Below are 19,751 nucleotides of genomic sequence, written 5' to 3'. Positions count from 1 at the left end.
ATCCCTTTCTTTATTTAATGTAGTACTTATTGATCGGATTTACTAACTCTGTATTGTTTGTCTTATTGGCAATATGAAGAAGAATGGAATTTAATAGGGAGAATGTGACAGGTCCTTTCTCCAGTATCGATTTTTGTGCAATTTGGATGGATAATACATAGTCACCCAAATGGCAGATCGGAGAAAGCAAGGAGTCCGTAATGATAATCACCGTATTTCCATTTTCCTTTGCTTCTTCTGCAATTCGAATGGATTCCAGAGCATACCGGTAATAGGAAAAGATGACAACACAATACTCTTTCCCCTTGTTCCTGAGACCTGTATCGGTTTCAGGTCTGTAGAGCGTGGCGTTATTCAATAAACTATTTAAAATAAAAGAAAACCAATGAGCATATGAAAAAGAGTGATAGTACCCTACGATCTTTGTTTCTTTTGCAGACAGGAGCTGCTCGACGACACTTTCAACATCGCTCCAGTTTGTCTGTGATGCGGCGTGAAGGATATTTTGAGCATCTACATTCATAATGCTCCCGAAGGAATGGTCTTCGGTTTCAAATAAATCAGTAGAAACTGGCTGCAGGGATAATAGAGAGGATTGAACATCGGCTTGGAGCTCTTGATATCCGTGATATCCAAGAGCTTTACAAAACCGAATCACCATAGTCTCACTCACGTCTAATGTTTCTGCATTCTTTTTTGCAGTATAAGTAGCAAAAATAATAGGATTTGCCATCAGTGCTTCTGCAATTTTTTTTAACCCTTTTGTTAATCTTGGATAGTTATCTTTTGTCCGCTCGTAATAATTCATAAAACACCCTCATCGTTTTTAGTATGGTCCCCAGTTTATCATTACTCCTATTATAATAATGACCAGACCAATAACAAACCACATGGCAACGAGAGGAAGAACAAAGCGAAGCCATTTGGTATAAGGGATTCCGCTGGCAGCCAGCACACCCATTAGTACACCAGACGTCGGATTAAAGGAATTAACCACTCCTTCGCCAAGCATAATGGCTTGTACAGCAACCTGACGCGTAATATGCATTAAGTCAGCAAGCGGTGTGAGAATAGGGACCAGTACAACAGCTTCTCCGCTTCCAGATGAAATAAAGAAATGTAAAAAGGCACTTAATAGATACATTCCAACTGCACCAAATACTGGATTTAACCCATGCAGCAAATTTGCAAGTGAGTTTACGATCGTATCCAACATGTTTCCTTCCTGCAGGACGACCGAAATGGATCTTGCCATCCCTACAATTAAGGCACCATAGACAAGGTTTTGGCAGCCGCCCAGGAAGGTTTTGGCAATGTCATTAATCTGTAAACCTCCGATGATTCCTGCAATAATCGCGATGAAAATAAAAATTCCTGCCATTTCTGTGTCTGTCCAGCCAAGTTTAAATGCTCCAAAAACATAACCGATGAGAGCGAGTGCGGTAACGGCCAAGATCAGTTTTTGCTTCCAGTGAAAAGTGATCTTCTCCAGGCTGCCCGAACCACTTTTCGTATTTTTGTCAGGGAACCACTCATCGCCTAAAAGACTCTTGTTTGTTTTTTGCAGTTTTTTTGAATAAAAATACAGATAACCTACAGTGGCGGCCACGAAGGCAAGGTAACATATCACCCGTAAACCCATTCCAGAGAACATAGGGAGCTCCGCCATCTTTTGGGAAAGGCCGAGAGGAGTAGGAGACAGGATGGTAGCATTAAACCCTGCATATGTACCTAAATAAATAACAGCAGCTCCTACCATGGCATCCCATTTGAGAGCTCTTGCCACAATTAAGCCAAGGGGGATAAATCCAATAACTGAGTTCACAACAATTCCGGTGGTGCCTAAGAGAGAGAATAATAGCCCAACCGCTGCAATAAATAGCAGTTGTCTTGTTTTAAATTTATCAACGACGGAATGGATGAGGCTGTTGATTGCCCCTGTTTTTTCAAGGATGGCAATCGTTCCGCCTGTAAAGAGGACCAAAATAATAATGGAGGCAGATGCCGTCATCCCTTCTGGTATGGCGGAAAAAAATTGAACGATACCTACAGGAGTTTGTTCAATTAATTTGTAGCTGCCGGGTACTACAGAAGTTATCTCTCCTTTAACAACTCGTTCAAATGATCCTGCCGGAATAACATAGGAGCATATGGCTGCAAGTAGTGCAATGATAAACATCAGTACATAGGCATCTGGACGTTGAACCCTTTTTTCCTTTTTTTCAAAACTCACCTCTGGCTGCATTTTTAACTTCATGACCGCTTTCCCCCTTGGCTTGTTTTTGTCTAAATAAATCAATTTTTAGACTATTTAGAAATTAGTTTTAATTTTAATAAACCTTTTCGTTTATTTCAACCAAAATAAATGAAAAAAATTATTTTATTTGTCGGATGCACGAATTTACCGCAAAACATCGGCTATTAAATTTATAATTTTAATTGACTAAATGTACCAATCTATTACATTATTAGTAAGTGAGATAGGATAAAAGTCTCAATATGATTGGTAATTGGGTCTTTACGCCTGTTAGTGATTTAAACGAAAAGGGAGAGAAGCAATCCATGAAAAAAGGGTTTTGGGTTAGGGTAGTCATAATGATGGCCCTAGTATTAACCGCTGCATTTGGAAATGTAGCACAAGCGGCAGGCTATCCATCATTAAAAAGCGGAACCTACACCGTTGGAAATGAAATACCTGCGGGGCTTACCGAGTTTCATATTCCCGAAGGAACGGCGATTGTGGATGTGACACGTAATGTGAATGGTGAAGACAGAGATGTTGTATACGAAACGATTGACAGTGATTACTCCGGCCGATTTACAGCCAATTTAAAGAATGGTGACTCTGTATGGATTTATGTACATAATGAGGAATCCACTGTTGAAGTGCATCCTGTTTCCAAACCGGACTTAACAAAGGTATCTGCTGGTTATTATGAGGTAGGAACCGACATTCCGGAAGGGACTTACCGTTTAAAAACGGACCAGCCTGCAGATGCCCGTGATTCCGCTTATATTACGATATTCGACAGCACGTATATCGAAAAGGAAAGATACAGCCTGTTTTTTGACGACGCTCCTTTGGAGTATTCATTCATCAAAGGGGACAAGGTTTATCTTTCGGCATTAGAAGGAACCATGAGTTTTCAAAAAGTTATTCAACCGCAAAGCCTTACAATGAGTACATCTGGTCTTTCCCTCATGGTCAATCAAGTTCTCCCAATAAAAGCCACCGTTAACCCTTCTTCAGCAACAAATAGAGAAGTGAGCTGGAAGAGCAGCGATTCAAAAGTGGCAACAGTGGATGCCAAGGGAAATGTAAAAGGGATCAAAGCGGGAAAAGCCACTATTACAGCAACAGCAAAAGGCAATCCATCGGTGAAGAAAAGCATCAATGTAACCGTCAGGGTTATTCCTTCAGGTTTAAAGTTAAGTAAAGATAAGCTTAATATCACGAAGAAACAAACAGTAAAAGTAACCGCAACTGTAACGCCAACAAATGCTGCAAATAAAACGCTAGTATGGAAAAGTTCCAATGCAAAAGTGGCAACGGTAGATACAAAAGGAAGCATTAAAGGGATTGCCAATGGATCGGCTACCATTACAGCGACGGCAAAAGACAATTCCAAGCTTTCCAAAAAGGTAGCAGTAACGGTTTCTACCAAAACGATCAAAGTCAATAAAACAAAATTATCTGTAACGGCAGGAAAAACCGCCCAGCTGACGGCGACTGTTCTTCCAACTGACAGCACAGATAAAAAAGTAACATGGAAATCATCCAATACGAGAATTGCGACTGTCGACAGCAAAGGGAAAATAACCGGTAAGAAAAAAGGCAGTGCGACCATCACTGCAAGTGTGAAAGACGCAAAGCCAGTTAAGATTAAAGTTACCGTGAATGCTCCGATTCTGGCGAAATCCGTCAAGATGAACAAAAGCAGAGTCACTCTGAACAAGGGTAAATCCATTACCCTATCTGCAACCGTAAGCCCGAGCAACACGACTAATAAAACACTAAAGTGGAAATCTTCCAATTCGAAAGTTGCAAAAGTGGACAGCAAGGGAAAAGTCACTGCAGTAGGAGCAGGAAGTGCCAAAATTACAGCTTCTTCAACCAACGGAAAAACAACAACAGCGGCCATTACGGTGCCTTATGTTAAAAGCTTGAGTACTGGCAAATGGAAGGCAGGTACGGACATTAAGGCGGGAAGGTACAGGATTACAACAAAATCGGGTTTTGGAAATTTATTTATTAATACGGGCGGCAATCGTGACATTAACGAAATACTATCCAGTAAAGACGAGGATTTTGGGGTAACAGTGGTTACCACAGATATTAAATCCGGAGACAAAATCGAAATAGCTGGATTGGAAAGTGTACAGTTTACTCAAGTTTCTCATGCGAAGGTGAAATCCTTTAGTTCAGGCTATTGGATCGTCGGCAAGGACATTGCTCCAGGGCGCTACAAATTTACTACACCAGACGAGTTTGGGAATTTCTTTGTGTTTAGAAAAGATTATGCCATTGTAAATGAATTACTGGCCAATTCGACTAAAGATGGTGGAGTTACCAGTGTAACCGCAACACTTAAAACCGGAGATGAAATTGGTATTGCAGGGTTGGAAAAGGTGAACTTTTCTAAGAAATAGAATTTAAAAAAGGAGACCGAATCCAAGATTTGGTCTCCTTTTTCTATTGATCTCTAAGAATAAGGTACTTGCTCTTTTTTATGATTCTTTGACATATTCCAGACATACATTCCAATGCCGGTTAATGCCATGGCCGAGAGCATCGGGTGTTTGGAGGCTTTGACGTACCAGCTTCGGTTGCGGACCCAGCCGGTATTGGTGCCCCGCTCATGCATGCCGTATCCGGGGTGATACAGTCCGCTTTCCTCACGAGAGTTGGACGGCCGGTTATCATGCTGTGTACGGTACATGGTCGCTTCCATCCATTTGTCCATCATGCGGGGAGCGAGTTTTCCCAATGCCGCGGTAAGCTTCGCCTGGGATCCGACAAACATGTCTCTCGTTGGATGGGAGGCTGCGTACAATATAGCATCTGCCACCGCTTCAGGAGCGTACATCATGCCGATGTGTGCAGGCTGCCTGTCCAGATAGCTCATGGCATGCTCGTTGTACGGGGTATCGATCCTGCCCGGATGAATTAAGGTCACAGAGACGGGCGCCTTATCCTTTTCCAGTTCCATACGCAGGTTCTCGGTCCAGCCGTGCAGCGCAAATTTTGCTGCGGAATAGGTGGACTGCACGACAGCCCCACGGTCGCCGAACAGGCTTCCCACGTTGATCAACGCTCCGGGAACACCTCTTTCGGTAAAATGCTTCACGGCTATTCTCGATCCGTACACCACGCCCCAGAAATTCGTCTCAAACATCCGTTTCATGTCTTCGATGCTGACGTCCATGGCTTTGCCAAAGATCGATACCCCGGCATTGTTGACCCATGTATCAAACCGGCCAAATTCACTCAGTGCGGTGTCGGAGATTTTGCGTACATCCTTCTCATTACCTACATCTGCTACAACATAGGCAGCGGGGCAGCCCTTGTTTCTCAGTTCTTCTGCCAGCTGCTGAAGAGCCGCTTCATTCCGGGCTGCCAGCACCACTTTTGCTCCTTTTGAGGCGGCCATTCTTGCCGTCGCGAGCCCAATGCCGCTGGATGCGCCGGTAATGACCACAACCTGATGCTTCATTTTCTTTAACGAAATTGCCATCATGTTCCCTCCTCTTAAAAGAATAGACACCTTAACCTCTACCCGATGGGCTAACGGGCCAATCATGAAAGCTTGTATTCATTAAAAAGAAGCCTGACATTGTCCAGGCTTCTTGGGGGCTAGTATTTGTTATTCAGGCTCTATTATTGCACCATCAAAGGCAGATTGGTAAATGTTCCGGATATCGTCTTCCAGGAGGGGAAGCGGGCTTCGGGCCAGTATTCTTTTCTGTTTCACACCATCCTGTGTCAGGCTCTCAAGCGCAGATTCGGGAACATCAAAACCTGATAGTGTATTGGGAATACCCACATCGCTCACCAGGCGCTTCAGTTCCTCAACGCATCGGTACGACGCTTCTTCATCAGACAAAAAGGCGGAGTTGCCGCCAAGTGCATTTAAAATATCACCCATGCGTGTGACACAGCTTTTTCGGATATAACCCATCACGTAAGGCAGCAGTACAGCATTGGACTCGCCGTGAGAAATGTGGAATTGGCCGCCGAGCGGATAGGCAAGCGCATGAACACCGGCGACTCCGGCATTGAAAAAGGCAAGACCGGCGATATAGCTTCCGTTGCTCATGTCAATCCTCGCTTGTTCATCGTTGCCGTTTTCAACAGCGCGGCGAAGGGAACGGGATATTAGGCGAATTGCCTGCAGAGCTAACCCGTCTGTCGTCGGGCTGGCGTTAACGGAAATATAAGCTTCCACCGCATGTGTCAATGCATCAATCCCGGTCGCAGCTGTTACTTTCGGCGGTACGGAAAGGGTTAGTGCAGGGTCGATGATCGCTGCATCGGCAAGGAGATTATCATGGGTGACCACGTCTTTTGTTGTTTCAAGCGACAGAACGGAAATGTTGGTCACCTCTGAACCGGTTCCGGAAGTGGTTGGAATAAGGATCTTTGGCAGTCCCTTTTTCCCTACTGGTCTTGTACCCGTTAAATTCAAATAATCCGTGACAGGACCTTCGTGAACAGCGAGAACGGCAGCCAGCTTGGTCAAATCGAGTGCACTTCCGCCGCCAACCCCGATCACCATGTCAAAGCCGCCTTCCCGAGTGAACGACACGAGCTTTTCTCCCACTTCAACAGGCGGCTCCGGTACAACTTCTGTGTACAGGGTGACAGAATAGCCCTGTTCCTCGAGCGGGCCGGTGATCTTTTCGGTCAACCCAATTTTGGCGAGCATCGGATCCGTAACCACAAGAATCTTTTTCGGACCGTATTTTTTAACTTCGGGCAGCAGTTCCTTTAACGCTCCCCAGCCAATATAGCTTAATGGTGTAAACACCAGCTTTGCTGCATTCATTCGTAGTCGTCCCCTTTCTTTTTTTACTCGTAATAGCCTTCGGTCGATTTGCGGAAAGTTTTAAATTGATTGGCGTCATGCCCAAACCACACCTGAGAGTTGGTTTGATTAGCGAGACGGCGGATTTTTTCCACGGCATTCAAATAACCGAGAGAGTCATAGATAATACCAGGAGGCTTTACGGGCGGACCAAAGCTCTCAGCCGTATAAATGGCATCGGACGCCAGGATAATACCACCGGTTTCCGGCATATTGACCTGCAGGCCAAGCATTCCCCAGGCATGTCCGCTACCAAAGTTCAGAATGCTGATGCCATCTGCGAGGTGAATCTGATCTTCATTTCGCTTGATGGTTTTCCATTGCAGATTGTTTTTAATCCAGGCGTCAATATCTGCCCATATGTAGGCGCCTTCCTTTTCATTTCGGGCATAGGTTTGCAGTGCGCCGCTCAGTTCATCCTCATGGACGATAATCGTGGCATTCGTAAACAGTTCCAGGCATCCGGCATGGTCGAGGTGGAGGTGGGACGCCACGACGTATTTTATGTCTTGTGGCCGAACGTTTAATTCCTCAAGCCGGTTGTGCAGATAGCATTCTTCTCCCATGTTGATCGGAAACATGGATTGAGTCGCTTTTCCCCATCGTCCTTCAGCTCCCATTGATTCGGGATTGCAGGCCGTATCAAACAGGATTTTGCCTTCGGGATGGTCGATCAGCACGGTATACACCGGAAACTCGACAAACGCAGCAGGCGCATTCGGATTTTCGGATGTGGCCGGATTATGCATGGCAATCATCCAGTTTTTATCCATTTGCATTCTTCCATTATCCATCACATAAAGCCTCGGATTGGGTTTGATCACATTTGCCATTGAATTTCCTCCCCATATACATTAGTAAAGCGCTTGCAAAACTGCATTCCTTTCCATTCCCTTTTTTCACCCATCAGTAACTCTGTGACTTGAAATGAAGCGGTTTTTAGCACGATTTACCTATACCTGTTTCGCATGCCTCCTATAGCTAGAATTCATTTTACTTATCCGGGATGTAAGAGTAAAATTCCTCTTCGGGCAGCACATTTTTCATAAAAAATTCACAAATCGACGATGCATCGTTTTGGATAGAAACAGAAAGGGGAAAAGGTTTGGTTAGTATTTTGATAGGGCTTGCACTACTTATGTTTTTCGCTTACCTTGGATGGTCGATCATCTGGGTAGCACCGGTTGTTGCCGGAATTGTCGCGTTACTCAGCGGTTTAGACCTGCTGGACGCATATACGAATACGTACATGACAGGCTTTGTGAACTTTACAAAGCAGTGGTTCCCGATTTTCTTGCTGGGTGCCGTTCTTGGAAAATTGATGGAGGATACCGGTGCTGCAAAATCGGTAGCTCTTCAGTTTACAAAATATATAGGAGAAAAACGTGCCATTCTGGGTGTGCTGGTTGCTTGCGCTGTTCTTACTTATGGCGGCGTCAGCTTGTTCGTGGTTGTGTTTGCGATCTATCCGATCGCGCTCGCTTTGTTTAAAAAAGCGAACATCTCGAGAAAACTTATTGCGCCGACCATTGTGCTCGGTGCATTCACATTTACGATGACGGCTGTTCCCGGAACGCCGCAGATTCAGAATCTGATTCCGATGAATACGTTCAAAACGAGTCCGATGGCCGGTTCGTGGATCGGAATTGTCGCTACTTTAATTATGGCAGTCGGCGGCTATTTTTGGCTGAAGTTCAGAGAAAACCGAATGACTGTGGCCGGGGATACATTTACCGAGGTTGAAGGTGACAAGGGAAATGAGGAAGACGGAAATGAAAATCTTCCAAACTGGCTATTGTCGCTCGTGCCTTTAATCGTGGTTGTCATTTTGCTGGATTTGGTCAAGCTGAATCCTATTGCTTCCTTATTGGCTGGTATTGTCGTTATTCTTCTTCTAAACCTGAAGCGTTACAAAACCTTTATGCCATCCATGAACGAAGGAGCGAAAGGCTCGGTTCTTGCGATTATTAACACTGCAGCCGCTGTTGGTTTCGGTGCAGTCGTCACGAGCGTGCCGGAATTTGATCATATTACCGACATGCTTTTGGGCATCTCAAGCAATCCGCTCGTGTCTGAATCACTGGTCGTTCAGCTTCTGGCCATGATTACCGGTTCAGCATCCGGCGGGATGGGAATTGCCCTTCAGGCCTTGGGCGGAACATATGCCGACCTGGCACAAACAACAGGAATCAGTCCTGAAGCCTTTCACCGAATGGCTTCGGTCGCATCCGGTGCATCCATTCTTCCTCATAATGGAGCATTGCTGACACTCCTTGCGGTTACAAAGCTGTCTCACAAGGAGACCTATAAAGATGTATTTGTCGTTGGTTTAATTATCCCAACAATCGCTGTAATTGTAGGAATCATTATGGCAGCCATGGGAATTATTTAAAATTTCAGGAGTGAGTGTAATGGTAGAAAATAAAGTTGTCGTTATTACAGGATCTGCAAGTGGAATTGGATTTGAAATTGGTAAAACCTTTGCGGAAAACGGAAGCAAAGTGGTTTTAACCGACTTGAACGAAGAAGGCGTTAAAAAAGCGGCAGAAGAGCTGAAAGGCCTTGGACATGAAGCCATTGGACTTAAAGCCGACGTAACAAGTGAAGAGGATATTAAAAACATGATCGAAGCGGCTCATAAAGCGTACGGACGTATCGATGTCCTTATCAACAATGCTGGTTTGCAGCACGTTTCACCAATTGAAGAATTCCCTACAGCAAAATTTGAATTGATGATCAAAATCATGCTGACTGCACCATTTGTAGCCATCAAACATGCTTTGCCAATCATGAAAGAACAAGGCTTCGGACGTATTATTAACGTTTCATCCATCAACGGTCTGATCGGATTTGCTGGTAAAGCAGCGTACAACAGTGCGAAGCACGGTGTGATCGGTCTTACTAAGGTTGCGGCACTTGAAGCAGCTGAACATGGTGTAACAGTCAACGCCCTTTGCCCCGGTTATGTGGATACTCCGCTTGTTCGCGGTCAAATGAGCGACCTGGCGAAAACAAGAAACGTTTCCCTTGAAGATGTATTGGCAGAGGTGATCTACCCATTGGTTCCTCAAAAACGTTTGCTGGAAGTAAGCGAAATCGCAGATTACGCAATGTTCCTTTCCAGCGACAAAGCAAAAAGCGTAACAGGACAAGCCGTAGTCATCGATGGTGGTTATACTGCTCAGTAAGAACAAAGAAAAAATCCCTCAGGCACATGCTTGAGGGATTTTTGTGTTGATGATTATATTCGTAATCCGGATTCACTTAAAGCCGCGCCCGGAACCCGGACGGCTTTTTCTTATACGTGAAAAATCCACACGACGATCGGACCAAACACCGAACCAAGAACGGCGCACAGTGTCATCGAGACCGAACTCATGGATACAGTCAGTTCGCCGTATTCAAAGGCTTTTGAGGTGCCAAGGGCATGAGAGGCGCTGCCGAAGGCTATACCTTTTCCAAGATAGCTTCGGATGCGAACCCATTTCATAATTTTCGGCCCTAAAATGACTCCGGAAAATCCGGCGATCATGACGAAGACAACGGTCATGGAAGGGACGCCCCCGATGCCAGTGGCGATCTGAATAGCAACTGGCGTTGTAATTGATTTAGGCACAATGGATAGGATCAGATTCCGGTCAATGCCGAACACCTCGGCAAAGAGAAGACCGCTGATCATGCCTGAGAACAAACCCGCAAATACACCTCCGATGATGGGCAGGATGTATTTCACCAGAATTTTGCGCTGGTTGTAGAGTGGGTATGCCAATGCGACGACCGCCGGCCCCAAGAGAGAATTGATCCATTTCCCGCCGATCATGTACTGATCATAGGAAACATGAAAGGCCAGCAACAAAAGGATGATCGCCACGGTTGTGGTTAACACGGGAATGAGGACCGGATAGGAGAAGCGTACATATAATTTTGTCATTGCGATATACACCGCAACGGTAAGCAAAATAATCAGGATTGCGATAGATGCTTGTTGCACTCGTCATTCTCCTTTCCCTTATTGGCGTTTTTCTCGAGCAGCTGGCTGGCGATCCCAGCAGCCACCATTGTTACAATGGTGCTCAGCACGACAATCAGCAGCAGGACCAGACCATTGCCTGAAAATAGTGCAGGGTAATTCATAACCCCCGTCATTGCGGGGATAAATAATAGAGGAAGAAAAGACAATAAAAAACTTGCTCCGTCTTCCACAATCTTGACCGGAACAATTTTAAAGGTTAAGCAGATCAGCATAAGGATCAGTCCCACGATGCTCCCCGACACCGGCAGATGAAGCAGGTTATGAACCAATTCTCCAATCAGGGAAAACGCGTAAAGAATGGCGATCTGCAGAATAATCCGTATAGCTTTCACAACAGGTGCTGTTCTAATAAGAACAACTCCCTCCTTTCTGTCTGACTAGCGTTGCTCTTTACATTTTTCGTAATTACTTGTACGATACAATTATATATTTGTATTATACAAGCATATATGTAAATGTCAATGAAATCGGGCTATAAGCTTGTGCAGGAGTGATTGGCTTTGAACAACAAGAATGCAGTTGAACGGATTGAATATGAACTGACCACCTTCATCAGACGAGCGGTATACATTGATAACTCAGAAAATAAAATAGGAAATTTGGAAAGAGCTTCGTATTTGATTCTGAGGCAGCTGGACGAGTTCGGACCTGCGCGGGTGAAAGAGCTGGCAGAGTCCTTTAAACTGGATATTTCCACCCTCTCACGCCAGGCAGGAGCATTGGGAGGTAAAGGTTTGATTGAGCGTTCCTCCGATCCATCGGACGGAAGAGTGAGTCTTCTTACCATAACCGAATTGGGCCGCGAGAAATTGAAAGCGGATAAAAAAATGAGGCTCGCCCGGTATCAAAACATGCTTGAAACCTGGACGAGTGATGAAAAGGAGTTGTTTGGGGAACTCCTCGAACGGATGAATAAAGCGTTCTTTGACTGATGAAAACAGGTAAATATAGAGGCAAAGGGATACTAAAATGACTCGAGATGTCTAATTTTATGTAAGATAATTGGGTTGCAAAGGATGAATAAACCGATTCACTTTATGGGTGCAAAAATTTGAGTATAGTAATGGGTCTTCTTCAACAATTGCGCGATAGTTGAAAGCCAATGGTTTACATCTCGAAAAAGTTATCTCTTTCTACTTTGCATACTCGTAGTGCAAAGTTTTTGTACCATTCTTTTTTACCTCTATTCTGTGCAACTTGATGTGCTGAATGTTCCTTCCACTGCTTTATAGCTTCTAAGGATTCCCAGTAGGAAACAGTAATTCCCAGGTCCTCATCGTGCGCACTTTCTACACCTAAGAAACCCTTCTGCTGGGACGCTAGCTCAACCATTTTTTCGGCCATTTTCTCATAACCTCTGTCAATTTCAGTTCGTTGTGATGTAAATATAACCGCATAGTAAGGTGGTTGATGGGTTTTAGCCAATCCAACCATGTTCGGTCCCCCCAATATGTTAATTTAAAATGCTCCCTCTTCAACTTACCCTCCGTTTTGTGGATTAAGAACCATTTTTCCCCTACTCTATTTTCTAGAGGGATTTCTTATTTTCCTTTTTGTTCTATGGTTATAGATGGCCTCCAAAGCCCGCTTACAAAACATATGATGAAATTCCTGCTGCGCGGTATGATACTCCGTTTAAGCTTTACGAAAACCGGAGCACTCACGTCTCCGGTTCTTTTTTTACCGTTCTTCTTCTACCATGTTAACAATGCGTTCGCAAATTTCATGCGTAAGGAGCGAGTCCTCCAGTGACGGATCGGGCTGCCGGTTATGGCGGACGCAGTCCAGAAAATGATCGGTCATTTGATAGAAGCCGCGCTTGTAGAGAGTAGGCTCCCAATCGCCAAATTTAGTCGTTTGAATGTCTTTATTGTGATAATGAGTAGTTTCCACCAGACTGTTTACGACATATTTATGATGGCCGGTATGATATTCAATGATCTCCTCGGTTACACCGCCGTTTCGGTTCATGATTCCCATTGCCGTACAGCCATCACCAATCAGCTGGATGATTACGAACTGGAGTTGGTCATCCCTTTTTTGATGCTCCACTTTCACATCAAGCACCTCAGTTCCCATTAAGAAGCGAAGCGTGTCGACCACATGGATAAAATCATCAATGATAAAACGGCGGGGGTAGTCAGGGGATGAGAACCGGTTCTTTTGCATCAAAATCAGGTTGGCTTTTCCGTGCTCTTTCAGCTCGCTGACTAATGGAACAAACCGGCGGTTGAATCCGATCATGGCAATCACATTATTTTCTTTGGCAAGCTGAACCACCTGTTTTGTCTCCTGCAAATGAAGGGATACCGGTTTATCGATATAGGTATGAATTCCGTTTTGCAGCAGCTGTTCGGCAATCTCGAGATGAGCATCGGTTGCGGCACTGACAAACGCGGCAGTAATCCCTTTTGCAAGCAGCTCATCCACGGTTCGTGCTGTTTCCCGGATCCTATACTGCCTCGCCAGTTGATGAAGGGTTTCTTCATTTCTTGTACATAAAACAAGTTCGATGCCTTCCTTTTGGGAAAGCACAGGTATATATGCTTTACGGGCAATATCTGCAAGTCCAATCATTCCTACTTTCATCTTCCTCACCTCATTTTCGTTATGCAAAGCGCTTTTTTAGCCACCGTTTCATTTAAAGGTAACACGTTTGCAGGCAAATCTCTTCCTTCATGTATCGGTGCGGTCCAAAATATGTATTGACAGTATGAACAGGCGTCCCTTATGATTCAATCAAATGATCTGAAAATTAGGTCTTTTCTTTTTATTTAATTATTAAAGGTTATTAATTAATGTTCTTAAATCAGAAATGAGAGGTCATGAATGAAATCGTATTTACCTAACGACATAAAAGATGAAAACAGAAAAATTATATTCGATATCCTTCTTCACCATCCGGAACTGGCTAAGGTGGAAATCACAGAAAAAACAGCGATGAGTTTTGTTACAGTCAGTAAAATCGTGAATTATTTTACCGAAATCGGAATTTTAAAAGAAACGGGGGAAAGCCGCGATGGAATGGGCGGGCTTGGCCGGAAACGAACGGTCTATAAGTTCAATGAAAACAGCTATGTCACCATTGGGCTGGAGATTATGGGCCAGGCTGTGACGGCCCTCCTTGTGAATTTAAAGAACCAGGTGATCGCTTCCCGAGCTTTTCATACCGACCTTCCTTTCTACCATGAGGCTTTTGATCGGATTTTTAATGAAATCGTTGAGGTCATGGAGGAGGAAGCCAAGAAAACCAGCAGTGTGGTGCTGGGAATTGGAATAGGTGTGGCAGGTGCCATTAATACAAGGAGCAAAACCATCAGGATGAAAACAGCGGAAGATCAGGAAGAGGATTTTCATTTTGGGGAGATTGTTGAAAGGCTGAAAGACAATGTCTCCTATCCCATCCTGCTTGAAAATGATGTGAATGCATCAACAGTGGCAGAGTTCCGCAGCCTGGAGGCGTCTGATGAAATGCCGGATGATTTGATACATATCTCTTTTGGAGAAGGGATTGGTGCCGGGCTGATTCTGAATAAGAAACTTCATAGAGGGTTTAATTCAAGAGCGGGTGAGCTTGAGTATCTATGCTTTGATGAGGATTTTAAAAAGACGCCTGCCTCAGTGGGCTGGCTCGAGGGCAAGCTTGGTCTTAGTGCGATTGTAAAAAAGTTTGATCTGAGCAATCCGCAAGAAAGTAAAGCATGCCAGGAATATCTGGCCAAAAAGATCGCACTGGTGGTTACCAATATTATCAGTGTTCTGGATGTGGACCGCATTATTATCAGCGGCAAAACGATGGCTTTGTTTTCGGAGGGTCTCCTGCCAAGGATCAGAGAGTATGTCGGCCATTATATGGATTGGGATCCGACGATTTCGTTCAGCGCTGCCGAGCACATGTCCGCTCTGGGAGCGGGAATTTTATTGCTGCAGCGTGAAATGGGAAAGGTTATTTCTGCGGAAAAAGCGGTCGGAGGTGAAAAACATGCTTAAAATTTTTGAAAAAGAAGAACAGGTTGCAGAGGCTATCGCCGATGCAATGGCAGCAGGTCTGAAAGAAGAGGCTCTTCCATTATTTTGTTTGGCTTCTGGAAGCACACCACAGAAAAGCTACCAAAGGTTTGCGGTACAGGCAAAAGACACGGACGATATCAAGAAACTCCGGATCGTGAGTCTTGATGAATGGGTGGGCATTGAAAAACACTCGACGGGAAGCTGTTACCAAATGCTGCAAAGGGATCTATTTTCTCCGGCCGGCATTAAGCCTTCCCAAATCCTTTTTTATGATGGGAAGAGTTCTGCATTGCAGCAGGAATGTGAAAAAATCGATGCGTATATTGAGCAGCATCTCATAACATTCAGCTTAATGGGGGTAGGAATGAACGGACATATCGGTCTAAACGAACCAGGAACACCAGTTCTAGACCATAGCAGTGTCGTCGACCTTTCGAGTGAAACAAAAGCAACCGCACAGAAGTATTTTGACAAGCCGCAAGCCTTGTCAAAGGGAATCACTCTGGGATTAAAGCAGATCATCCATAGCAAAAAAGTCATCGTAGCCATTACCGGCGAGCACAAGGCTGATATTGTGAAAGAGATCTTTAATCATTCAGAAGCCAGGCTGCCGGCCCAGGAATTGCTTCACCATGATCATATTGATTTTTACCTGGATACGAAGGCGGCAAAGCACATTATGCAAAAAGTTGAGGGATAAAAACATGAATGAGAGTGTGATCGGCGTTGATGTCGGCGGTACGAATATACGTGTAGGTCTGGTCGAAAACGGTCTGTCTCTAACCAGGAAAGAAACCGCTCTGACAACTGAATATAAAGAACCTGATAAAATCTTCAAATCGATTTTAGACATGATCAAAAAAATAGATCCGGATCATACAGCCAAAAAGATCGGCATCGGCCTTCCGGTCCCCTGGCCGGATGAGGCAGAAAAGATTGTGGATGCGACCAATATTCCTGGGCTGGAAGAAGTGAGTGTGGATACCCTTCGTTCTTATTTTCCGGGTTATCAGGTTTTCATTGATAACGATGTGAATGTGGTTGCGCTGCTAGAGGCTCATTACGGCGCGGCAAAAGGGCGCAAAAATGCGATTTATATCACGGTCAGTACCGGTGTGGGCAGTGGAATCATCATTGATAACAAAGTTCTCAGGGGCTCTCACGGATATGCCGGTGAAATTGGCAGTATGATTGTTTCCGGACATAAAAAAAACCATCCGAGCCTGTACGACGGCTCACTGGAGTCATTATGCAGCGGTCTGGCTCTCGAAGAAGAAAGCAAAGTCCTATATGGTGAAGGTGCCACTTCTGCCCTGCTTTTTGAGCACTATCAAACGAATGATGAAGAAGCGAAAAAGGTTATCGATTTATGGGTTGAGCACTTTTCAAATGCTATTGCTTCCCTTATGCAAACGATCGATCCGGACATCTTTGTTTTAGGAGGAGCAGTGATCCATCATAATCCGTGGCTGGTCGAAAAGGTCGCGGAATGCACCCGGAAAAAGGTTTTCAAAAACCTGAGAGAAAAGATTAACATCGTCATCAACCAATTCAGCACTGACGCAGGAGTCATTGGGGCCGGCTATCTGGCCATCCATCAATCAGAAGGAGAGATATAAAATGAAAATCGCTTTAATTGGAGCGGGAAGTGTGTCGTTCGCACTTGGCGCGCTAAACGATATTGTTTTATCCGAAAAGCTGAAAAAGATGGACCACCTGGAAGTCGCTTTAATGGATATTGAGCAAGAGAATGTAAACCGAACCTATCACTATGCGTCAGAGATGTTTTCATCGTTCTCCCATCCGGGTGAGTTGTCCAGAACCACCGATCTTGAAGAGGCATTAATTCATGCTGATTTTGTTATCGTTGCCATAGAAGTGAACCGATACTTTTATTGGTCTCAGGATTTTCACATCCCGCGCCGTTATGGAAGCAAGCAGATCTATGGGGAAAATGGCGGTCCCGGCTCCATGTTCCATACCTTAAGAAACCTGGGACCGATGCTGCATATTGCCAAAACGATGGAAAAAATATGCCCGGAAGCTTGGTTTATCAATTACACGAACCCGGAAGCGAAATTGGTGGAGGCCATCTCCAAATTAACGTCCATTAAAGTTGTCGGGCTTTGTCATGGACTTGATATGGGAATTGATCAGCTGGCAAGCTTCCTGGACATCCCGGCAAGCTCTATCGGTGTGGAGGGCGGAGGGCTGAACCACTTCGGCTTTTTTACAAAAATATGGGACAAGGAAACAGGGGAAGACCTTTATCCTTTATTCCATGAAAAAGAAAAGAGGGCGAATCGTATGGCTCATTTTGATCATTATGCGTTATCAAGAACGATGTACCGTACGTATGGATATTATCCTTATCCGGGAACGAACCATTGCGGCGAATATGTTTCGTATGCTGAAGACTTTTACGCAGGTTTGCCTCTTCAATTCCGCTATGATCCGATTCGGGAAAAGCCATGGCAGTACGGTTCTGAAGTACCGGAATTTGTGTATTGTGCCAGTGGGAACTCCCTGGATAAAGGGTTGTTTGACGACACGACCACGCAGGAAGATTGGGCAGAACAGGCTTACACGTTTGATAAAAATAAGGTTAGTAAGAGTAATGAATATGCCATTCCAATTATTGAAGCCATCTTTTTTGATGAAAAAATCCAAATCAATGCGGCGAACATGCCCAATAAAGGAGCCATTAAAGGACTTCCGGAAGACATGGTGGTTGAGACTCAGGCCATCGTGAATGGAAATGGGATCTCGCTCAAGCCGATGGAGATTGAACTGCCGACGGCCATACTCGGAACCATCAATATTCAGGGATGCATTCATAAACTGTTGCTGGAAGCTTATGTGGAACAATCGAAAACCAAACTGCTGCAGGCCATTTTGCTGGATCCTCAGGCGCCTTCTTATTATCAGGCATGTGCCATGATCGATGAAATGTGCGGATTGCAGAAAGAGATGTTGCCAGAATTAGAGTGGAAATAAAAAAGATACCTACCCCTGGGGTATCTTTTTTCAGTACAACGATTTCGTTATTGATATGGCACTGCTCGGAAATGAGATGCTCGCTCCATAATGGTATGAAACTGCTCTTCCTGCCAATGGGCACATTGGAATGTCATATTTCCCCGGAAATAGTCGATTAATGCGCCGTTTCGAAAGGTTTTAATGGATAACTGCCCTTTTCCTTCATAGTAAAACTGGTTGCTTTTTGCATTCAAAGTGTAATTCAGCATACATTTCTCCAATGGATGGGTCCTGTTTAAATTATATTAAACATGAAGTCCGCGGATAAAGATATTCCGTTAAAATATCGGGCATATCGGGGGGCGATACACCAAAACGCTGATCAGGTTTCCATTTTTTGAGGAATGGAGGAAGATATAGACGGGGTAAAGTTGGCTTATAATGATAGTAGCGAAATTCCTCAATGCCTGTTAATGTATGTTAAGATAACAGTGATAATCAAGACCTTGTCTGTCACGGTGACAGTTCAATATAGAATGTGAAAAGAGGGTAACAACATGATGAAGGAATCCATTTATGGATTAACATTCGAACAGCTTTCTGCCTGGCTGCTTGAGCGCGGGATTAAGCCATTTCATGCGGCTCAGGTGTGGGATCAGTTATATCGAAAACGCGTGACTTCATTTACGGAAATGTCGGGTGTAAAAGAAGAATGTGTGAAGCTTTTGTCCGAACGTTTTTCGTTTCAGACGATGCAGCAGCACGTTAAACAGGAATCAGAAGACGGAACAGTCAAGTTCCTGTTTAAATTGCAGGACGGCAATTTGATTGAAACCGTGCTGATGAAGCATAAATACGGATTGTCGGTTTGCGTTACCACCCAGGTTGGCTGCAACATTGGCTGCAGCTTCTGCGCAAGCGGATTGCTGAAGAAAAGCAGAGACCTCTCCAGCGGGGAGATCGTGGAGCAGATTATGAATGTCCAGCTGCACCTTGATGAGCGGAATAAGGACGAAAGAGTAAGCCATATTGTGGTCATGGGGATTGGTGAGCCCTTTGATAACTTTGAAAATATGATCGATTTTATAAACGTGGTAATCCATCCTAAAGGACTTGCGATCGGTTCACGCCGCATTACGGTATCTACCAGCGGATTGGCGGAAAAAATCCGCGAGTTTGCCGATACGGGCCTTAATGTGAACCTTGCATTATCGCTGCATGCTCCCAACAATGAGCTGCGCACACGGATCATGAAGATTAACAAGGCGATTCCGCTCGAACCGTTAATGGAAGCTGTCGATTATTATATTACAACCACCAATCGGAGGATTACGATCGAGTACATTCTGCTGCGGGATGTGAATGACCACCAGAAAGAAGCAGAAGAACTTGCCGATCTGTTCCAGGATAAGAAACAGAAGGTGTATGTGAACTTGATTCCTTACAACCCGGTAGATGAGCATGGCCAATACCAGCGAAGCGAACAGGCCTCGGTTCTGGCGTTTTACGATACGCTGAAAAAGCGTAGCATCAACTGTAAAATCCGCCAGGAACACGGCACGGATATCGATGCAGCGTGCGGCCAGCTGAGAAGCAAGCAGATCAAGAAGGAAAAAGCACAATAAGGGTTTTAAAGGCTGAAC

Annotated in this window: 19 protein-coding genes; 9 read left to right on the top strand and 10 right to left on the bottom strand. The window is 44.6% G+C overall.

Annotated features, from left to right (window positions below):
* Nucleotides 1-10: 10 nt before the first annotated feature.
* Both BLT53_RS21265 and BLT53_RS21260 read right to left on the bottom strand, forming a co-directional pair.
* On the bottom strand, nt 11-808 hold the full coding sequence (locus BLT53_RS21265) for a MurR/RpiR family transcriptional regulator (RefSeq protein WP_090238444.1): 798 nt from the start codon (nt 806-808) through the stop codon (nt 11-13).
* A gap of 18 nt (nt 809-826) precedes the next feature.
* A complete protein-coding gene (locus BLT53_RS21260) occupies nt 827-2,257 on the bottom strand; it encodes a YfcC family protein (protein ID WP_244520529.1) in 1,431 nt (476 codons plus the stop codon).
* A gap of 242 nt (nt 2,258-2,499) precedes the next feature.
* On the opposite strand from BLT53_RS21260, the gene BLT53_RS21255 reads away from it, so the two are divergent.
* Nucleotides 2,500-4,650 carry an Ig-like domain-containing protein gene (locus BLT53_RS21255; protein ID WP_090238441.1) on the top strand — a complete coding sequence of 717 codons (2,151 nt, stop codon included), beginning with the start codon at nt 2,500-2,502 and terminating at the stop codon, nt 4,648-4,650.
* A 53-nt stretch (nt 4,651-4,703) separates the two neighbouring features.
* Here BLT53_RS21255 and BLT53_RS21250 read toward each other — a convergent pair whose 3' ends face one another.
* The 3 genes from BLT53_RS21250 to ahlS all read right to left on the bottom strand — a co-directional run bounded on the left by BLT53_RS21250 (nt 4,704) and on the right by ahlS (nt 7,918).
* The gene (locus tag BLT53_RS21250) at nt 4,704-5,735 is read right to left on the bottom strand and encodes an SDR family oxidoreductase (RefSeq protein WP_090238439.1); all 1,032 of its coding nucleotides are present in this window, start codon (nt 5,733-5,735) and stop codon (nt 4,704-4,706) included.
* Nucleotides 5,736-5,864: 129 nt separating this feature from the next.
* Complete coding sequence (locus BLT53_RS21245; protein ID WP_090238436.1) at nt 5,865-7,046, bottom strand: iron-containing alcohol dehydrogenase; 1,182 nt, start codon at nt 7,044-7,046, stop codon at nt 5,865-5,867.
* A 23-nt stretch (nt 7,047-7,069) separates the two neighbouring features.
* Nucleotides 7,070-7,918 (bottom strand): AhlS family quorum-quenching N-acyl homoserine lactonase, encoded by an 849-nt coding sequence (gene ahlS / locus BLT53_RS21240; protein WP_090238433.1) that lies wholly within the window; start codon nt 7,916-7,918, stop codon nt 7,070-7,072.
* 272 nt (nt 7,919-8,190) lie between these two features.
* Between ahlS and BLT53_RS21235 the strand changes: the two genes are divergently transcribed.
* Together BLT53_RS21235 and BLT53_RS21230 are read left to right on the top strand one after the other, a co-directional pair.
* Nucleotides 8,191-9,477 (top strand): GntP family permease, encoded by a 1,287-nt coding sequence (locus BLT53_RS21235; protein WP_090238430.1) that lies wholly within the window; start codon nt 8,191-8,193, stop codon nt 9,475-9,477.
* Between the two features lie 19 nt (nt 9,478-9,496).
* On the top strand, nt 9,497-10,273 hold the full coding sequence (locus BLT53_RS21230) for a 3-hydroxybutyrate dehydrogenase (protein WP_090238427.1): 777 nt from the start codon (nt 9,497-9,499) through the stop codon (nt 10,271-10,273).
* A gap of 110 nt (nt 10,274-10,383) precedes the next feature.
* On the opposite strand, the gene BLT53_RS21225 is transcribed toward BLT53_RS21230, so the two are convergent.
* Together BLT53_RS21225 and BLT53_RS21220 are read right to left on the bottom strand one after the other, a co-directional pair.
* A complete protein-coding gene (locus BLT53_RS21225; RefSeq protein WP_090238424.1) occupies nt 10,384-11,076 on the bottom strand; it encodes an LrgB family protein in 693 nt (230 codons plus the stop codon).
* Entirely contained in the window at nt 11,049-11,450 is a 402-nt protein-coding gene (locus tag BLT53_RS21220; protein ID WP_090238421.1) for a CidA/LrgA family holin-like protein, read from the bottom strand. Before BLT53_RS21220 ends, BLT53_RS21225 begins: the two co-directional genes overlap by 28 nt.
* 168 nt (nt 11,451-11,618) lie before the next feature.
* Here BLT53_RS21220 and BLT53_RS21215 point away from each other — a divergent pair, with 168 nt between their 5' ends.
* The gene (locus BLT53_RS21215) at nt 11,619-12,050 is read left to right on the top strand and encodes a MarR family winged helix-turn-helix transcriptional regulator (RefSeq protein WP_090238418.1); all 432 of its coding nucleotides are present in this window, start codon (nt 11,619-11,621) and stop codon (nt 12,048-12,050) included.
* Between the two features lie 175 nt (nt 12,051-12,225).
* Here the strand turns inward: BLT53_RS21215 and BLT53_RS21210 are convergent, their stop codons facing one another.
* A complete protein-coding gene (locus BLT53_RS21210; protein ID WP_090238414.1) occupies nt 12,226-12,552 on the bottom strand; it encodes an antibiotic biosynthesis monooxygenase family protein in 327 nt (108 codons plus the stop codon).
* Nucleotides 12,553-12,798: 246 nt separating this feature from the next.
* Entirely contained in the window at nt 12,799-13,707 is a 909-nt protein-coding gene (locus BLT53_RS21205) for a Gfo/Idh/MocA family protein (protein ID WP_090238411.1), read from the bottom strand.
* A 240-nt stretch (nt 13,708-13,947) separates the two neighbouring features.
* On the opposite strand from BLT53_RS21205, the gene BLT53_RS21200 reads away from it, so the two are divergent.
* The 4 genes from BLT53_RS21200 to BLT53_RS21185 are packed head-to-tail and all read left to right on the top strand — an operon-like array spanning nt 13,948 to nt 18,126.
* Nucleotides 13,948-15,108 (top strand): ROK family protein, encoded by a 1,161-nt coding sequence (locus BLT53_RS21200; RefSeq protein ID WP_090238408.1) that lies wholly within the window; start codon nt 13,948-13,950, stop codon nt 15,106-15,108.
* Nucleotides 15,101-15,829, top strand: a complete 729-nt coding sequence (locus BLT53_RS21195) for a 6-phosphogluconolactonase (RefSeq protein ID WP_090238404.1) — start codon at nt 15,101-15,103, stop codon at nt 15,827-15,829. Before BLT53_RS21200 ends, BLT53_RS21195 begins: the two co-directional genes overlap by 8 nt.
* A gap of 4 nt (nt 15,830-15,833) precedes the next feature.
* The gene (locus BLT53_RS21190) at nt 15,834-16,748 is read left to right on the top strand and encodes an ROK family protein (protein ID WP_090238401.1); all 915 of its coding nucleotides are present in this window, start codon (nt 15,834-15,836) and stop codon (nt 16,746-16,748) included.
* 1 nt (nt 16,749) lies between these two features.
* The gene (locus BLT53_RS21185; protein WP_090238398.1) at nt 16,750-18,126 is read left to right on the top strand and encodes a family 4 glycosyl hydrolase; all 1,377 of its coding nucleotides are present in this window, start codon (nt 16,750-16,752) and stop codon (nt 18,124-18,126) included.
* Nucleotides 18,127-18,173: 47 nt separating this feature from the next.
* On the opposite strand, the gene BLT53_RS21180 is transcribed toward BLT53_RS21185, so the two are convergent.
* On the bottom strand, nt 18,174-18,377 hold the full coding sequence (locus tag BLT53_RS21180) for a hypothetical protein (RefSeq protein WP_090238394.1): 204 nt from the start codon (nt 18,375-18,377) through the stop codon (nt 18,174-18,176).
* A gap of 288 nt (nt 18,378-18,665) precedes the next feature.
* Here BLT53_RS21180 and rlmN point away from each other — a divergent pair, with 288 nt between their 5' ends.
* Nucleotides 18,666-19,733: a dual-specificity RNA methyltransferase RlmN gene (gene rlmN, locus BLT53_RS21175; protein WP_090238390.1), complete on the top strand. Its 1,068-nt coding sequence runs from the start codon at nt 18,666-18,668 to the stop codon at nt 19,731-19,733.
* The last annotated feature ends 18 nt before the right edge of the window (nt 19,734-19,751 follow it).

Source organism: Fictibacillus solisalsi, assembly GCF_900103485.1.
Classification (GTDB): Bacteria; Bacillota; Bacilli; order Bacillales; family Fictibacillaceae; genus Fictibacillus_C; species Fictibacillus_C solisalsi.
The sequence above is the reverse complement of the archived record's forward strand: the minus strand, read 5'-3'. Positions and strand labels throughout refer to the sequence as shown.

Coding starts and splice junctions, on each gene's coding strand:
- BLT53_RS21265 (WP_090238444.1), bottom strand. CDS start 808: ATGAATTATTACGAGCGGACAAAAGATAACTATCCAAGATTAACAAAA.
- BLT53_RS21260 (WP_244520529.1), bottom strand. CDS start 2,257: ATGAAGTTAAAAATGCAGCCAGAGGTGAGTTTTGAAAAAAAGGAAAAA.
- BLT53_RS21255 (WP_090238441.1), top strand. CDS start 2,500: ATGATTGGTAATTGGGTCTTTACGCCTGTTAGTGATTTAAACGAAAAG.
- BLT53_RS21250 (WP_090238439.1), bottom strand. CDS start 5,735: ATGGCAATTTCGTTAAAGAAAATGAAGCATCAGGTTGTGGTCATTACC.
- BLT53_RS21245 (WP_090238436.1), bottom strand. CDS start 7,046: ATGAATGCAGCAAAGCTGGTGTTTACACCATTAAGCTATATTGGCTGG.
- ahlS (WP_090238433.1), bottom strand. CDS start 7,918: ATGGCAAATGTGATCAAACCCAATCCGAGGCTTTATGTGATGGATAAT.
- BLT53_RS21230 (WP_090238427.1), top strand. CDS start 9,497: ATGGTAGAAAATAAAGTTGTCGTTATTACAGGATCTGCAAGTGGAATT.
- BLT53_RS21210 (WP_090238414.1), bottom strand. CDS start 12,552: ATGGTTGGATTGGCTAAAACCCATCAACCACCTTACTATGCGGTTATA.
- BLT53_RS21205 (WP_090238411.1), bottom strand. CDS start 13,707: ATGAAAGTAGGAATGATTGGACTTGCAGATATTGCCCGTAAAGCATAT.
- BLT53_RS21200 (WP_090238408.1), top strand. CDS start 13,948: ATGAAATCGTATTTACCTAACGACATAAAAGATGAAAACAGAAAAATT.
- BLT53_RS21195 (WP_090238404.1), top strand. CDS start 15,101: ATGCTTAAAATTTTTGAAAAAGAAGAACAGGTTGCAGAGGCTATCGCC.
- BLT53_RS21190 (WP_090238401.1), top strand. CDS start 15,834: ATGAATGAGAGTGTGATCGGCGTTGATGTCGGCGGTACGAATATACGT.
- BLT53_RS21185 (WP_090238398.1), top strand. CDS start 16,750: ATGAAAATCGCTTTAATTGGAGCGGGAAGTGTGTCGTTCGCACTTGGC.
- BLT53_RS21180 (WP_090238394.1), bottom strand. CDS start 18,377: ATGCTGAATTACACTTTGAATGCAAAAAGCAACCAGTTTTACTATGAA.
- rlmN (WP_090238390.1), top strand. CDS start 18,666: ATGATGAAGGAATCCATTTATGGATTAACATTCGAACAGCTTTCTGCC.